The following is a 16,409-nucleotide window of genomic DNA, read 5'->3' on the forward strand; positions in this document are numbered from 1 at the left end:
GCGCCTGCGGCGTGGCGCATCCTCGCAACGCCGCAGCATTTCGCGTAGCTAATTCGTCCTCGCCGCGATCCGGAGAAAAATCAACAGAAAGTTGAACCTCAGGGCTTTCGTGATTTTCGCTCAGCGGGTCAGCGCGTCGAGAATTCGCGCCCAGGACCGCTGCCCCTTGTGGAACGAGGTCAGCTCATACTTCTCGTTCGGCGAATGAATGCGGTCGTCGTCGAGGCCGAAGCCGACCAGCAGCGATTCCATGCCGAGATAGGTCTGGAAATCGCCGACCACGGGAATGGAGCCGCCACCGCCGGTGGTGACCGCCTGCTTCTCCCATTCGTCGGACAGCGCATCCTTGGCCTTGGCCAGGAACGGCGAATCGTAGGAAAGCTGGATCGCCGGCGAGCCGCCATGCGGGTGGAATTCGACCGAGCAATCGGCCGGGATGCGCTCGCGCACGAAGGCCTGGAAGGCGGCGCGGATCTTCTTCGGGTCCTGCTTGTGCACGAGCCGGAACGACACTTTCGCCGACGCTTGCGCCGCGATCACCGTCTTGAAACCCTTGCCGGTATAACCGCCGATGATGCCGTTGAATTCCGCCGTCGGCCGCGCCCAGGTGAGCTCGAGCACCGAGCGGCCCTTTTCGCCGGCCGGAATGGAGAGGCCGACCGGTCCGAGGAAAGTCTCGGCCGTCTCGCCAAGTCCCTCCCAGGATTTCAGCACCTGCGAAGGCGTCTCCTCGACGCCGTCATAGAAGCCTCGAATGGTGACGCGGCCGTCCTTATCGTGAATATCGGCCAGCACCTTGGCCAGGATCCGGATCGGATTGGCGGCGGGACCGCCATATAGGCCCGAATGCAGGTCGCGGTTGGCCGCCTTGACGGTGACCTCCTCGCCGACCATGCCGCGAAGCGACACGCAGATCGACGGCGTCTCGCGGTTCCACATACTGGTGTCGCAGACCAGCGCGAAATCAGCCTTCAGCTCGGCGGCGTTGGCTTCCAGGAACGGCTTCAACGACGGCGAGCCGGATTCCTCCTCGCCCTCGAACAGGATGGTGACGCGGCAGGGTAGATTGCCATGCACCTGCTTCCACGCGCGGCAGGCCTCGACGAAGGTCATCAACTGCCCCTTGTCGTCGGCCGAGCCGCGCCCGGTGATCACCTTGCGGCCGGGCTCGAGCTCCTTGACCGACGGCGCGAACGGATCGGTTTCCCACAATTCGATCGGATCGACCGGCTGGACGTCATAGTGGCCGTAGAACAGCACATGCGGCGCGCCCTCCGGTCCCTCGTGATGCGCCACCACCATCGGATGTCCGGGCGTATCGCGCATACTGGCGTCGAACCCGATCAGCTTGAGCTCGGCGACCAGCCATTCGGCACCCGTGCGGCAATCGGCGGCAAAGGCCGGATCGGTGGAGATCGACCTGATGCCGAGCAGGCCGAACAGCCGCTCCAGGCTCTGGTCGAGATTCTGGTCGAGACGGTCGAGGACGGGGGAGATTCTGGACATGCGCTTTGCCTTTCGATTTTAGGCAGACCCTAAAGGGCCATGCCGAAAACGAAAAGCCCGCGATCATTGGACCAAGCGGGAAAGGCTTGCCTGAAGGCAAAAAAGAACCGCCGTGGTGGAGGGGGAACCACGGCGGTCTTTACTTTACTCGAAACGATGCGGCAGCCCGGAGAGGGGGGATAGGCTGCCGCAATTGCCCGGGATAGGCGGGGGACGGGCCTTACTCCGGACTTCGGCGAAAAACTGCCGATGACGTGTATTTGGGTCCGTGAACATGGCGATTCAAGGGCACGAAAATTACACTTTTGTAACATGCCCGTGAGCGGCAAATTTCCAGCCGGACAGGATGTGTCAGGGGTGTTGCCCGAACCGGTGGGTTCCACAGCCTGAGCCATGGACCGCGAAGCCGGGCCGCGCTATCCCTGCCGGCATGAAAAAAGGCGATCACCTCTTCCTCGTCGACGGCTCCGGCTACATTTTCCGCGCCTACCACGCGCTGCCGCCGCTCAACCGCAAATCCGACGGCCTGCCGACCAGCGCCGTGCTCGGCTTCTGCAACATGGTGTGGAAGCTGATGCAGGACGCCCGCAACACCGATGTCGGCGTGGTGCCGACGCATTTCGCCGTCATCTTCGACTATTCGTCGAAAACCTTCCGCAGCGATCTCTACCCCGAATACAAGGCCAACCGCTCCGCGCCGCCGGAAGACCTGATCCCGCAATTCGGCCTGATCCGCCAGGCGACCGCGGCCTTCAATGTCCCTTGCATAGAGACGGAGGGTTTTGAAGCCGACGATATCATCGCGACTTACTGCCGGCTGGCTTGCGAAGCCGGCGCCGATACCACCATCATCTCTTCCGACAAGGATCTGATGCAGCTGGTCGGTCCGACCGTCGGCATGTACGACCCGATGAAGGATCGCCAGATCGGCATTCCCGAGGTGATCGAGAAATGGGGCGTGCCGCCCGAAAAGATGATCGACCTGCAGGCGCTGACCGGCGACTCGGTCGACAACGTCCCGGGCGTGCCCGGCATTGGCCCGAAAACCGCGGCGCAATTGCTCGAACAGTTCGGCGACCTTGACGGGCTGCTGGCGCGCGCTTCCGAGATCAAGCAGGACAAGCGCCGCGAGACCATCATCGCCAATGCCGACAAGGCGCGCATCTCGCGCGAGTTGGTGACGTTGAAGAACGACGTACCGCTAAGGGAAGGATTGGACGACCTTGTCCTGCATGCGCCGGATGGCCCGAAGCTGATCGGCTTCCTGAAGACGATGGAGTTCACCACGCTGACCCGACGCGTCGCCGAAGCGACCGCAACGGACATTGGCGACGTCCAGGCCACCGCCGTCACAATCGAGCGCGCCGATACCGCGCATGGCCCCGATGTCGGTGCCGGCGCTCCGCCGGTGCCAGGGCCGGCGGCCGCGCCGAACGATGCTTTAAAACCGGCTGCGCCGGTCAGGGGCGAGGACGCGCCGCCGCAAGGCGACACCCCATCGCTCCTCTCTGCCCTGCGGCTGGAGCAGGCGGCCGCTCGCAAGATCGACCCTTCGGCCTATGCGCCCATTCGCGACGCGGCAGCGCTCGAGGCCTGGATAGCCGAAGCCCGCGAGGCCGGTGTCCTTGCGTTCGACGCCGAGACCAGCTCGTCGGACCCGATGCGGGCGGACCTGATCGGCCTTTCCATGGCGCTCGCGCCTGGCCGCGCCGTCTATGTGCCGCTCGCCCACAAGAGCGGCAATGGCGACCTGCTCGGCGGCGGCATGCTGGAGAACCAGATCCCGGTCCGCAAGGCGCTGGCGCTGCTGAAGCCGCTGCTTGAGGACCGATCGGTCCTCAAGATCGTCCAGGATATGAAATACGACATCGTCGTGATGAGCCGGCACGGCATCGAGGTCGGCCCGTTCGACGACACGATGCTGATCTCCTACGTGCTCGACGCGGGCACATCCGGCGGTCACGACCTCGTCTCGCTATCGGAGAAGTGGCTCGGCCACGCGCCGGCCTCGAAGAAGGAACTCGCCGGCTCGGGTAAGAGCGCCATCGGCTTCGATCAGGTCGATATCGAACGCGCGACCGCCTATGCCGGCGAGCAGGCCGACCTGGCGCTGCAGCTCTGGCAGGTGCTGAAGCCGAGGCTTGCCGCCAAGGGCCTCGTTTCCGTCTATGAGCGGCTGGAAAGGCCGCTGGTGCCGGTGCTCGCCCGCATGGAGCAACGCGGCATCTCGATCGACCGCCAGATCCTGTCGCGGCTCTCCGGCGAGCTGGCTCAAGGCGCGGCTCGCGTCGAGGAAGAGATTTACGGGATCGTCGGCGAGCGCATCAACATCGGCTCACCGAAACAGCTCGGCGACATATTGTTCGGCAAGATGGGCCTGCCGGGCGGCTCGAAGACCAAGACCGGCCAATGGTCGACCTCGGCACAGCTTTTGGAAGATCTCGCCGCCGAGGGCCACGAGCTGCCGCGCAAGATCGTCGACTGGCGCCAGCTCACCAAGCTGAAATCGACCTATACCGACGCGCTGCCCGGTTTCATCAACCCCGGCACCAACCGCGTCCACACTTCCTATGCGCTGGCAGCGACCACCACCGGGCGCCTGTCGTCCTCCGACCCCAATCTGCAGAACATCCCGGTGCGCACGGCAGAAGGCCGCAAGATCAGGACCGCCTTCATTGCGGAGAAAGGCCACAAGCTGGTCTCGGCCGACTACAGCCAGATCGAATTGCGCGTGCTTGCCCATGTCGCCGAGATCCCGCAGCTCAAGCAAGCCTTCGCCGACGGCGCCGACATTCATGCCATCACCGCGTCGGAAATGTTCAACGTGCCGGTCGAGGGCATGCCTTCGGAAGTGCGCCGCCGCGCCAAGGCGATCAATTTCGGCATCATCTACGGCATCTCGGCCTTCGGCCTCGCCAACCAGCTGTCGATCCCGCGCGAGGAGGCGGGCGCCTACATCAAACGCTATTTCGAGCGTTTTCCGGGTATCCGGGACTATATCGAGGAAACCAAGGCCTATGCGCGCGAGAACGGTTTCGTCGAGACGATCTTCGGCCGCCGCATCCACTATCCGGAGATAAGGGCTTCCAACCCGTCGGTGCGCGCCTTCAACGAGCGCGCCTCGATCAACGCCAGGCTCCAGGGAACCGCCGCCGACATCATCCGCCGCGCCATGGTGCATATGGAAGAAGCGCTGGAGAAGGCGAAGCTCTCGGCCCGCATGCTGTTGCAGGTCCACGACGAGCTGATCTTCGAGACGGTGGAAGCGGAGGTCGAGGCGACGATCCCCGTCGTGCGTCGCGTCATGGAGAACGCGCCGATGCCGGCGGTCTCGATGTCGGTGCCGCTGCATGTCGATGCGCGAGCGGCGAACAACTGGGACGAGGCGCATTAGGCGCCTCACGTTCGTTCGTCATCCACGGGCGGAGCAAGGAGCGAAGCGACGCGGCGAAGACCCGATGATCCATGCCGTGACGCAGGCTGTAAAACGCGGCGGTTGCGGATAGCCTTGCCAGGCTCTTCGATCCAGATTCTGCGGCGTGGCGGCGCGTGCATGTCACGGCATGGATACCAGGGTCTGCGCGCGTCGCTTCGCTCCTTGCTTCGCCCTAGTATGACGAAGTGATGGCTTACGCCGCCTCAGCCCTGCACTTGGCGCACACACCGCGAAACTCGATCACCGCCTTCTTGGCGGCAAATCCCGTCGAGCGCACCCATTCGTCCAGCCGGTGGCCGACATCATGGTCGGACATCTCGGTCACCTGGCCGCAATTGTCGCAGATGGCGAAGGCCGTCATCGAATGGCTGTGGTCGTGCGGCTCGGCGCAGGCGACGAAGGAGTTTAGGCTTTCGAGCCGATGCACGAAGCCGGACTTGACCAGCGTGTCGAGCGCCCGGTAGACCTGTAGCGGCGCGCGGAAACCGCGCTCGCGCAGCTGGTCGAGCAAAGTATAGGCGCTGAGCGGCCCGCTGGACGCCTCGAGCTTCTCGAGCACGCAGAGCTGGTTTTTGGTCAGCGCATCTCTTGCCGTCATCTTGTTCGCCCAATCGACGCTCGCGGCAGATCTCGCGAACGACTTCAATTCCCCTGAGATAACGACGAACGAGCGATTTTGCCACTGTTTCCGCAGGGCATCCCTTCCGGCGCGCCGGACGGGATGTTTCGCCAGTTGATCCCTACTTGCGCGGCGGCCCCTTGCGTTCGGCCGAAGCCGCCCAGAGGTTGATGTCGGACTCGCGGGCGTGGCTGTCGATCTCGGCGAGCTCGGCGTCGGAGAACTCGAGCGTCTTGAGCGCGCCGACGCAATCCTCGACCTGTTCCGGCCGGCTGGCGCCGATCAGCGCCGTGGTCACGCGGCCTTTGCGCAGCACCCAGGCCAGCGCCATCTGCGCCAAGGTCTGTCCGCGGCGGCCGGCAATGGCGTTGAGCGCCTTGATGTTGGCGATCGACTTGTCGTTGATGAAGGCCGGTCGCAAAGACTTGCCCTGGGATGCGCGGCTGCCCTCGGGGATGCCGCCGAGATATTTGTCGGTCAGCATGCCTTGCGCCAGCGGCGAGAACACGATCGAGCCGATGCCGAGCCCCTCCAGCGTGTCAAGCAGCCCATCCTCCTCGACCCAGCGGTTGAGCATCGAATAGCTCGGCTGGTGGATCAGGCAAGGGGTGCCGAGCTGGCGCAGAATGTCGGCTGCTTCCCGCGTGCGCTGCGAATTGTAGGACGAGATGCCGGCATAGAGCGCCTTGCCCGAGCGCACCGCGTGGTCGAGCGCGCCCATCGTTTCTTCGAGCGGCGTCTCGGGATCGAAACGGTGCGAATAGAAGATGTCGACATAGTCGAGCCCCATGCGTTTGAGGCTCTGGTCGAGGCTGGCCAGCACATATTTGCGGCTGCCCCATTCGCCGTACGGACCGGCCCACATCTCGTAGCCGGCCTTGGTCGAGATGATCATCTCGTCGCGGTAGGCGGCGAAATCGGTGCGCAGGATCTCGCCGAACGCGGTTTCCGCCGAGCCGGGCGGCGGGCCGTAATTGTTGGCGAGGTCGAAATGCGTGATGCCGAGGTCGAAGGCCTTGCGCACGATCGCCTGCTTGGTCCTGTGCGGCGTGTCGTTGCCGAAATTGTGCCACAGCCCGAGCGAGATCGCCGGCAGCTTCAGGCCTGACCGTCCGCAGCGGTTATAGATCATCTTCTCGTAGCGGTTTTCGGCGGCGACATAGGGCATGGGAATCCTCGGGATCGAAACGGCGCAGCGACCACCGCCAGCCTGATTTGAATCGATGCTTGCCCCTAACCCTTACCCTCTCCCCGCCGGAACGGGGAGAGGGGGTTGCCACCTAAAGCGCGTCGCGATCTTTCAGATCGCTCCCTGCGCTTCAGGCTTTGATTTGCGCATGTCTTTGCCCCGAAACCGGTTCCCACTTTCGGGAGGCATGCTTTACTTTTTCTTCGCCAGCAACGCCTTCGCGTCCTTGACGCCGAGCGCGGCCGGCCGCTCGCAGGTCGTCTGCATGGCGACATATTTGCCGCTTTCGCCCGAGCGCAGGATGCCGGTCATCACATCGACGGCGTGCAGCGCCAGCTCCATCGAGCAGCGATGCGGCCGCCCTTCGGCGATTGCGATTGCCATGTCGGCAAGGCCGGCGGTGCGGTAATTGGCCATCATGCCCTGGCCGTGCATCTCGTTCGGCACGCCGAACGGATGGTTCCACTTGGGCAGCTTCTTTACCGGCTTGGCCGAGTCGGTGAAGCGTACATCGCCGCCGAAGAAATTCGGATCCGGCACGAAGACGGTGCCCAATTCGCCGTAGAGTTCCATCGGCGCGTGGCCATGGCTCCAGACGTCCCAGCTGGTGTTGAGCGTGATCACCGCGCCATTCGCGAATTCGAGCAGCGCATGGATGGTGGTCGGCGTGTTCACCGGGATCTTTTCACCCGCCCGCGGTTTGGAGCTGATGGTGCGCTCCTTGGCCGGCGTCGTTGCGAAGGCCGCCACCTGCTTCACCGGCCCGATCAGCTGGATCAGGTTGGTGACATAGTATGGCCCGATGTCGAGCACCGGACCGGCGCCCGGCTGGAAGAAGAAATCCGGATTGGGGTGCCAGTGCTCCATGCCGTGGCCCATCACATGGCAGGTGCCGCTGGTGATCGCGCCGAGCTTGCCGCTGTCGATGAGATCGCGGGCCAGTTGGTGCGCGCCGCCGAGAAACGTGTCCGGCGCCGAACCGATGCGCAGACCCTTCTTCTCGGCCCGTTTCTTGAGATCGAGCCCTTCCTCGATCGACAGCACGAAAGGCTTTTCCGAATAGACATGCTTGCCGGCGTCGAGCACCGCTTTGGAGATTTCGTAATGCACCGCCGGAACCGTCAGGTTGACGATGATGTCGATCTCGTCGTCCTTGAGCAGGTCGTTGACCCCCTCGGCGCGCAGCTTGAACTCCTTCGCCCGCGCTTTCGCGGCCTCCATGTTGATATCCGCGCAGGCACGCATCTTGATGCCGCGGAACAATGGCGCCAGCGAGAAATATGCCTTCGAGATGTTGCCGCAGCCGATGACGCCGATGCCAAGTTTGTCTGCCATTTCGATTACTCCTGCCAGCTCTTGGTTGCCGCGATCGAGCGGCGGGCATAGCGCTCGATGTCGTTGGGGTTGTCCTGCTCCATGACGAAATACTGCGCCGCGCTCTTGGCGCGCAACGTCTTGAACAGGCCCGCCCAGTCGATCGTGCCGTGACCGACATCGGACCAGCCATCCTCGTCCAGCCCCTCGCCCGGCTTCGCCATGTCCTTGACGTGGACGGCGACGATGCGCTTGCCATGCTTCTCGATCCAGGGCAGCGGATCGGCGCCGCCGCGCACCACCCAGGCGACGTCCATTTCCCAGCCGATGTCGGGTGCTGCGGACAGGATGTGATCCTGCGGCAGCGAGCCGTCCGCAAGCGCCTTGAACTCGAAATCGTGGTTGTGCCAGGCAAAGCCGTAGCCGGCCTTTTCTGCCGTCTCGCCGACCTTGGCCAGGCGCTCGCCGAAGCCGCGCCAGCCGGCGGCGTCGGACGGGCGCTGATCGGGCATCAGATAGGGGCAGATCAGCAGCTTGATGCCGAGCGCGTCGGCGATCTTGCGCACGCCGTCGAAATCGTTCTCCAGCGCGTCGATCGAGAAATGCCCGGTCGGCATCGCAAGCCCGTTCTTGTCGAGCTCGGCGCGAAACGCCTTCGGGTCGTCATAGACGCCGCCAAAGCCTTCGACCTGGCTGTAGCCGAGCTCGCCGAGCATTTTCACCACGCCGTTCCATGGTTGAAAATTGCGGGCGCTGTAGAGTTGGAATGACCAGTTCATGTCCTGTCCGTTCTGCTTGGGGGATGGTTTTGGGCGTTAAAGGCGGCTGTCGGTTTGAGCGTCGAAGAGCGAGGCGCGCGCCGGATCGAAGCCGATGCGGATAGCTTCGCCGTTGCGCAGCGTCTTGTCGGCTTCGACGCGGAACGAGATGATCTGGCCGGCGAGCTTCGTCCACACCAGCGTGTCGGACCCCATCGGGTCGACGATCTCGACGGTCGATTCGGCGGTAAACGGCATCGCCTTGGCGGCTTCGCCGAAGGCGATGTGCTCGGGCCGGATGCCGAACACGCAGGACTTGGCCGTGCGGCCACCATCGCCCTCGAACTGATAGCGGTCGAGCGGCACGGAAACGCCATCGCCCTTGAACGTCGGCGTGGCGCCCGTCTCCAGCTCCCCTTTGAGAAAATTCATCGCCGGCGAGCCGAGGAAACCGGCGACGAAGCGGTTGACCGGGCGGTTGTAGATGGTCTGCGGCGCATCGAGCTGCTGGATGACGCCGCCCTTCATCACCGCGATGCGGTCGGCGAGCGTCATCGCCTCGATCTGGTCGTGGGTGACGTAGATCATAGTGTTTTCGAGCTTGCGGTGCAAAAGCTTGATCTCGACGCGCAGTTCGGCCCGCAGCTTGGCATCGAGATTGGAGAGCGGCTCGTCGAACAGGAAGACGTCTACGTCGCGCACCAGTGCCCGCCCGATCGCTACGCGCTGGCGCTGGCCGCCGGAGAGCGCCGAGGGCTTGCGCTGCAACAGCGGCTCGATCTGCAGGATCTCGGCGGCGCGTGCGATGCGCTTGGCGATCTCGTCCTTGGCCACGCCGGCGACGCGCAGGCCGAAGGACAGGTTCTTCTCGACCGTCATCTGCGGATAAAGCGCGTAGGACTGGAAGACCATGCCGATGCCGCGATCCTTCGGCTCCTCCCAGGTGACGTTCTTGCCTTTGATGAAGATACGGCCTTCCGAGATGTCGAGCAGGCCGGCGATACAGTTGAGCAAGGTGGATTTGCCGCAGCCGGACGGTCCCAGAAGCACGATGAACTCGCCCTCGGCGACGTCGAGATTGAGCGTCTTCAGCACCGACATCACACCGAAATTGAGCGACAGGTCCTGGATCGAAACGCTGGGATTGGCGATTGCCGCTGCCATCATCATCCTTTCACCGCGCCGGCGGCGATGCCGCGCACGAAGAGCTTGCCGGAAATGAAATAGACGATGAGCGGCACAAGGCCGGTCAGGATGGTAGCCGCCATGTTGACATTGTATTCCTTCACGCCTTGCACCGAATTGACGATGTTGTTGAGCTGCACCGTCATCGGATAGGTGTCGGGGCGCGTGTAGACGACGCCGAACAGGAAGTCGTTCCAGATGCCGGTGACCTGCAGGATGATGGCGACGACGAAGATCGGCAGCGACATCGGCAGCATGATGCGCAGATAGATGCCCCAGAAACCGGCGCCGTCGACGCGCGCCGCGCGGAACAGTTCCTCCGGCATCGACGTGAAATAGTTGCGGAACAAGAGCGTCAGGATCGGCATGCCGAAGATCGAATGCACGATCACAAGGCCGGTCAGCGTGCCGTATATGCCGATCTCGCGCAAGATGATGACGATCGGGTAGATCATCACCTGGTAGGGGATGAAGGCACCGACGATCAGGATGATGAAGAAGGTGTCGGCGCCCTTGAAGCGCCAGTTGGCCAAGGCATAGCCGTTCATCGAGGCGATCGCGATCGACAGCAGCACCGACGGCACGGTGATGCGCACCGAATTCCAGAAACCGCGCGAGAGCCCGTCGCAGTTGAGGCCGGTGCAGGCGGTCGCCCAAGCTTTCACCCAGGGTTCGAAGGTGATTTCCACCGGCGGCGAGAAGATGTTGCCGAGGCGGATTTCCGGCATGCCCTTCAGCGACGTGACGATCATCACGTAGAGCGGCAAAAGGTAGTAGAGCGCCACGACGATCAGCGTGCCGTAGAGGAAGATGTTGCGGCGCGAGAGCGCATGCCGCGGCTTCGCTCCGGCAGGCCCGGCGTCGTCGCGCGGAAGGACGCCCGCATCGGACGGGGAGGCAGCGACATCAACCACGCCGGCGGCCTCCGAATTCGAGATAGGCCCATGGCACGATGACGATCATCACCGAGAGCAGCATCATCGTCGAGGCGGCGAAACCCTGGCCGAGATTCTGGGCGAAGAACATGTAGTCGTAGACGTATTTTGCCGGCACCTCGGAGGCGATGCCCGGCCCGCCGCTGGTCTGCGCCACGACGAGATCATAGACCTTGACGATGCCGGCGGCGATGATGACCAGCGTGGTGATGAAGACCGGCCGCATCATCGGGATGACGATGAACAGGTAGGTCTTCCACATCGGGATGCCGTCCACCCGCGCGGCCTTCCATATGTCTTCGTCGATGCCGCGCAGGCCGGCAAGCATCAGGCACATGATCAGCCCCGTGCCCTGCCAGAGCGCGGCGATGGAAATGCCGTAGATGACGATACTGGAATTATAGAGCGGGTCGAAGCTGAAGCTCGTCCAGCCGAGATCGCGCACGACGCGCTGGATGCCGAAATCCGGGTTGAGCAGCCATTGCCAGACCAGCCCGGTGACGATGAAGGAGAGCGCGAACGGATAGAGGAAGATGGTGCGGAACGTATCCTCGAAGCGGATCTTCTGGTCGAGGAGCGCCGCCAGGACGAAGCCGATCACCAGTGAGAACACCAGCGAGATCACGCCGTAGATCAGGAGGTTCTCGATCGAGATCAGCCAGCGCGGCGTCGCCCACAACCGGTGATACTGGTCGAGCCCAACGAAGTTGAGCCGTGGCAGCAGCTTCGAATTGGTGAAGGAGTAGAGAACCGTCCACGCCGTGCCGCCGACGAACACCACAAGCGCGGTGAGCACCATCGGAATCGATGCGATCTTCGCATTGAGGTTACGGAAAAGCTGGTTGGGGCGTTCGCTATTGCTCATCTAGACAGCCGGCTGGGGCAATGAGGACATCATGCTCCCAACCCCCGATAGGCAGGGGCCGGGAGCTGGCGGGGCGCCGGTAGATCAATCGGCCGAAGCGATGATGGCGGCGAAGCGCTTCTGCGCTTCTTCGACTGTCATGTCCGGCTTGGCGAAGAACTCGGAGAACAGGTCCTCCTTCTGCTTCTGGCTGTCCTGCGAAAGCAGTTGGTCCGTCCACGGCATGACGGCGCCCTTGGCGAGGATGGCGAGGCCCTTCTTCATGCAGTCGTTCGCCGCGTTGAGATCGACGTCGCCACGCACCGGCAGCGAGCCCTTCTTGAGATTGAAGGCGACTTGCGTCTTCGGATCGAGCAGCGTCTCGGCCAGCACCTCCTGGGCCTTGGACTTGTCGGCATCTTTCAGCAGCGGGAAGTAGAAGGCGTCGCCGCCGGTGGCGATGACTTCGTTCAGGCCGAGGCCGGGCAGGCAGGTATAGTCCTTGCCGGCAGTCTTGCCGGCGACCTGGAACTCACCCTGCGCCCAGTCGCCCATGATCTGGCCGGCGGCCTTGCCGGTGATGACCAGATTGGTGGCCTGGTTCCAGTCCTGCACATTGGTGTTCTTGGCCATCTTGCGGGCGTCGTCCGCCGCCTTGAACACCTTGGCAATCTCCGGGCCTGCCGCGAAGGTGGCATCCTTGTCCTTGTAGACCTTGAGGAACGTGTCGGTGCCCCCGGTCGCGGCCATCAGCACGTCGAAGGCGCCCGAGGCTTGCCAGGCCTGTCCGCCGACCGCGAGCGGAATGATGCCGGCCTTTTCGAGCGCCGGCGCATCCGCCACCAATTCATTCCAGTCCTTCGGCACTGGCAGGCCGGCCTTCTGGAAGGCCTCGTTGGACAGCCACAGCCACTGCCAGGAATGGATGTTGACCGGCACGCAATAGATCTTGCCGTCGATGGTGCAGCTATCGAGCAGGCTCTTCGGCCGCACGATCTCCGTCCACTTGTCCTTGGTGGCGATATCGGTGAGGTCGCGCATCAGCCCTGCCTGCACCAGTTCCTCCGCCTGGCGACCGTGGTTGAACTGGGTGGCGCCCATTGGATCGCCGCCGGTGATGCGGCTGATCATGATCGGCCGCGCCGTGCCGCCGGAGCCTGCGATAGCGCCGTCGACCCAGTGGTTGCCCGTCGCGTCGAACGCCTTGGCAAGCTCGGCCACCGCCGCCGCCTCGCCGCCGGAAGTCCACCAATGGGTGACTTCCAGGTCGGTCGCGGCCGCCGGGCCGGCGAAGTTTAGCGCAACTGTCGCGGCAAAGGCGGCAGTCAGGATTTTGTATCGCATTTCGGCTCCTCCCAGAATCTGAAACGTTACAGATTTTCGATACGGCAAATGATCCGCCTAGGCAACCCCTCGCCTTAAGGCCGGTCAAGATTTTTTCGCGGCGCGAACAAAATCTTTTTTCCGAGGCGGTAATGCGGGTGCCGGATCAGGCGAGTGGTGCAAAAAGCAGGCTCGGACCGATATTTCTTTGTGATTTCAGCGAGCTTCGGCCCCTCTCCGCATCTGTGATTCAGAGGGTGCGATCTCGCCGGTCGATCACGAAGATTGGCAATCTGTAACGTTTCAGTATATTGAGCCGAGCCGCAAACTGAAGGTCGCGCAAATGTCACCGCCGCCCGATTGCCGGTCGGCCCCGCGACTGCTATGCGCCTGACGGGCGGGACTATGGATAGACGGATAACGAAGAAGGGCGACGACGACGCGTCGGGCAAGGAACGGCCGACGCTGAAGACGCTTGCCTTCATGACCGGGCTGGGCGTCACGACGGTCTCGCGCGCGCTGAAGGATGCGCCCGAGATCGGCGCCGAGACAAGGCGCCGCGTCCAGCTCGTCGCCAAGCAGATCGGCTATCGCCCGAACCGCGCCGGCGTACGCTTGAGAACCGGCAAGACCAACGTGATATCGCTTGTGCTGAACACCGAGCACGAGCTGATGAGCTTCGTCTCGGACATCATCTACGGCGTCACCGAGGTGATCGCCGACACGCCCTACCATCTGATCGTCACGCCCTATTCGCGCTCGCAGGATCCGCTGGACCCGGTGCGCTATCTGGTCGAGACGGGTTCGGCCGACGGCGTCATCATCTCGCGCACCCAGCCCAACGATCCACGGGCGCGCTATATGCTGGAGCGCGGCATTCCTTTCGCCACGCATGGCCGTACCGACATGGGGCTGGTGCATCCCTATCACGACTTCGACAACTACGCCTTTGCCGCCGAAGCCGTCCGCTACCTCGCCGGCAGGGGCCGCAACCGGCTTGCCCTGGTGACGCCTCCGGTCGGCCTCACCTATCACGGCCATACGGTCGCCGGCTTTGCCGATGCGCTGAGCGAGGTGGGTGCCAGCGAGGTGCCGTTCAACACCGTCTCCATCGATCAGTCGATCGAGCAGATCAGGATGCGGACCGCGCAATTGATGCGGCGCAAGGACCGTCCGGACGGCTTCGTCAGCAGCGCCGCCGCCGCGACGCTCGCCATCGTCGCCGGCATCGAGGACGCCGGGCTGAAGCTCGGCCGCGACGTCGACGTGGTGTCGAAACAATCGTCGGAACTGCTGCATCTGTTCCGGCGCGAGCTGCTCGTCGTTAACGAGAATTTCCGGCTCGCCGGCTCCGAGCTCGCCCGCGCCGTGCTCGGCTGGATCGGCGGCGCCGATCCAGGCACGCTGCAATCGCTCAGCACGCCGAGCGAGGTTTTGCCCTATCGGGGTTAGTTCTGATCCCTGACAAAATGATTTTCGCCGGGTTGCGACTACGGCGGAGATTGGCCGAAGCCCTTGAACTTCGTCATCCACGGGCGGAGCGGGAGCGAAGCGGACGCGCAGACCCGAGGATCCATTCCGTGAATTCCGAGAGCTGCAGCGGTGCAGACAATGATGCCATCGGAGCGCTTTTCTGGGCCGCAGTATTCTGTGGCAAACGTGACGGCATGGATCCTCGGGTCTGCGCCGCGTCGCTTCGCTCCTTGCTTCGCCCGTGGATGACGACGGGAGAGTCGCCCCACGGCTCGGCGCGAGCCAAGTCTAGGCGGCCCCCCTCCCCCATGGGCCATGAAACGTCCCCTCTTCCCCGATGCGCTCGAAACCGTGCGCGCCGAAGAAGTCGCGCTGCGCCTGGATCAGGTTCGAGGTGCCGCGTCCTTGGCGGTAGCTGTCGAAATAGGCGAGCGCCGACGACAGTGCCGGCACCGGCGAGCCGGCTTCCGAGGCGCGCGCCACAATGCGCCTCAGCGATGGATGCGCCTCCTTCATCATGGCGATGAAGGCCGGCGCCATCAGCAGATTGGTGGAAGCGCCGCCCGAACCGAAGGCCTCGGCCATCGTGTCAAGCATCTGCGAGCGGATGATGCAGCCGGCGCGCCAGATCTTGGCGATGGTCGGCATGGGCAGGTTCCAGTTGAATTCCTTGGAAGCGCCGCTCATCACCGCGAAACCTTGCGCGTAAGCCGCGATCTTGCCGGCGAACAATGCCAACTCCAGGTCCTTGAGCAGCGCGCCCTTGTCGCCGGAAATCTTCTCGACACCGATATTGCCATAGGCCTTTTCCGCCGCCTGCCGCTCATCCTTGATTGAGGACAGCACGCGGGCCGCGACCGCCGCCTCGATCGCCGTCGCCGGAATGCCGAGCTGCTGCGCTTCGATGACCGACCATTTGCCGGTGCCCTTCTGCCCGGCGCGGTCGAGGATGATGTCGGCAACCGGCTTGCCGGTCTTGGGATCGTCGGCGGCGAGAACTTTTGCGGTGATCTCGATCAGGTAGGAGTTGAGCCGGCCTCTGTTCCATTCTTCGAAGACCTTGCCGATTTCCTTCGGCGCCATACCGAGGCCGTCGCGCAAGATGCCGTAGATCTCGGCGATCATCTGCATGTCGGCATATTCGATGCCGTTGTGGATGGTCTTGACGAAATGGCCGGCGCCGTCGGTGCCGAGCCAGGCGGCGCAGGGCTCGTCCTTGAACTTGGCCGAGATCGCCGTCAGCACTTTCTCGACGCGCTTCCAGGACTCTTCCGTGCCGCCGACCATGATCGAGGGGCCGTGCCGCGCGCCCTCCTCGCCGCCCGATACGCCCATGCCGATGAAGGTCAGGCCCGAGCCGGACAGCTCCGAGAAGCGGCGCATCGTGTCGCGGAAATTGGCGTTGCCGGCATCGATGACGATGTCGTTGGCCGACAGCACGCCGCGCAGCGCCGCGATCTGCTCGTCGACCGGCTTGCCGGCCAGCACCATGATGATGATCGGCCGCGGTGGCCGGATCGCAGCGGCGAGCTCCTCCAGGCTGTAGCACGGGACGACCATGTCCCTCAGCGAACCGGCACTATCGACAAAGGCGTCGGTGCGCGACCGCGTGCGGTTGAAGACGGCGATGCGGTGCCCGTGCTCGGCGATGTTGAGCGCCAGGTTGGAACCCATCGTGCCAAGGCCGATCAGGCCGATTTCGGCTTTTTCCATCGTTTCTTCCCTGCGTTCGGATGCTTGTTGTGGGTTGCGTCCTGGAGAACGCCTTTCCCAGATGAATGACGGGCCTTGGCGGCTGCGTCAACCGTCTCGCCGAATTGTGTCGAG

The 16,409-nt window shown here is 63.6% G+C and carries 12 protein-coding genes; 2 read left to right on the forward strand and 10 right to left on the reverse strand.

What is annotated here, in order from left to right; translation table 11 throughout:
- Window positions 1–120: 120 nt before the first annotated feature.
- Window positions 121–1,506 carry a M20/M25/M40 family metallo-hydrolase gene (locus FJ425_RS24420; protein ID WP_140635589.1) on the reverse strand — a complete coding sequence of 462 codons (1,386 nt, stop codon included), beginning with the start codon at window positions 1,504–1,506 and terminating at the stop codon, window positions 121–123.
- Between the two features lie 430 nt (window positions 1,507–1,936).
- Between FJ425_RS24420 and polA the strand changes: the two genes are divergently transcribed.
- Window positions 1,937–4,900: a DNA polymerase I gene (gene polA, locus FJ425_RS24425; RefSeq protein WP_140635587.1), complete on the forward strand. Its 2,964-nt coding sequence runs from the start codon at window positions 1,937–1,939 to the stop codon at window positions 4,898–4,900.
- Window positions 4,901–5,135: 235 nt separating this feature from the next.
- Here polA and FJ425_RS24430 read toward each other — a convergent pair whose 3' ends face one another.
- The 8 genes from FJ425_RS24430 to FJ425_RS24465 form a co-directional block, all read right to left on the reverse strand.
- Window positions 5,136–5,540 carry a Fur family transcriptional regulator gene (locus tag FJ425_RS24430; RefSeq protein ID WP_042640862.1) on the reverse strand — a complete coding sequence of 135 codons (405 nt, stop codon included), beginning with the start codon at window positions 5,538–5,540 and terminating at the stop codon, window positions 5,136–5,138.
- A gap of 142 nt (window positions 5,541–5,682) precedes the next feature.
- Window positions 5,683–6,729: an L-glyceraldehyde 3-phosphate reductase gene (mgrA, locus tag FJ425_RS24435; RefSeq protein WP_140726635.1), complete on the reverse strand. Its 1,047-nt coding sequence runs from the start codon at window positions 6,727–6,729 to the stop codon at window positions 5,683–5,685.
- Window positions 6,730–6,942: 213 nt separating this feature from the next.
- Window positions 6,943–8,085, reverse strand: coding sequence for a Gfo/Idh/MocA family oxidoreductase (locus tag FJ425_RS24440; RefSeq protein WP_140635584.1), 1,143 nt, complete (start codon window positions 8,083–8,085; stop codon window positions 6,943–6,945).
- Window positions 8,086–8,090: 5 nt separating this feature from the next.
- Entirely contained in the window at window positions 8,091–8,843 is a 753-nt protein-coding gene (locus FJ425_RS24445) for a sugar phosphate isomerase/epimerase (RefSeq protein WP_140635582.1), read from the reverse strand.
- Between the two features lie 36 nt (window positions 8,844–8,879).
- On the reverse strand, window positions 8,880–9,989 hold the full coding sequence (locus FJ425_RS24450) for an ABC transporter ATP-binding protein (protein ID WP_181165031.1): 1,110 nt from the start codon (window positions 9,987–9,989) through the stop codon (window positions 8,880–8,882).
- Window positions 9,989–10,921, reverse strand: a complete 933-nt coding sequence (locus FJ425_RS24455) for a carbohydrate ABC transporter permease (protein WP_140726638.1) — start codon at window positions 10,919–10,921, stop codon at window positions 9,989–9,991. Before FJ425_RS24455 ends, FJ425_RS24450 begins: the two co-directional genes overlap by 1 nt.
- Complete coding sequence (locus FJ425_RS24460) at window positions 10,914–11,807, reverse strand: sugar ABC transporter permease (RefSeq protein ID WP_140544557.1); 894 nt, start codon at window positions 11,805–11,807, stop codon at window positions 10,914–10,916. Before FJ425_RS24460 ends, FJ425_RS24455 begins: the two co-directional genes overlap by 8 nt.
- An 84-nt stretch (window positions 11,808–11,891) precedes the next feature.
- Window positions 11,892–13,130 (reverse strand): ABC transporter substrate-binding protein, encoded by a 1,239-nt coding sequence (locus FJ425_RS24465; RefSeq protein ID WP_140544555.1) that lies wholly within the window; start codon window positions 13,128–13,130, stop codon window positions 11,892–11,894.
- A gap of 384 nt (window positions 13,131–13,514) precedes the next feature.
- Here FJ425_RS24465 and FJ425_RS24470 point away from each other — a divergent pair, with 384 nt between their 5' ends.
- The gene (locus FJ425_RS24470) at window positions 13,515–14,561 is read left to right on the forward strand and encodes a LacI family transcriptional regulator (RefSeq protein WP_140726641.1); all 1,047 of its coding nucleotides are present in this window, start codon (window positions 13,515–13,517) and stop codon (window positions 14,559–14,561) included.
- 309 nt (window positions 14,562–14,870) lie between these two features.
- Here the strand turns inward: FJ425_RS24470 and gndA are convergent, their stop codons facing one another.
- Window positions 14,871–16,358, reverse strand: coding sequence for an NADP-dependent phosphogluconate dehydrogenase (gene gndA, locus FJ425_RS24475; protein WP_281407519.1), 1,488 nt, complete (start codon window positions 16,356–16,358; stop codon window positions 14,871–14,873).
- Window positions 16,359–16,409 lie beyond the last annotated feature (51 nt).

The organism is Mesorhizobium sp. B2-7-2 (assembly GCF_006440775.1).
Lineage (GTDB): Bacteria > Pseudomonadota > Alphaproteobacteria > Rhizobiales > Rhizobiaceae > Mesorhizobium.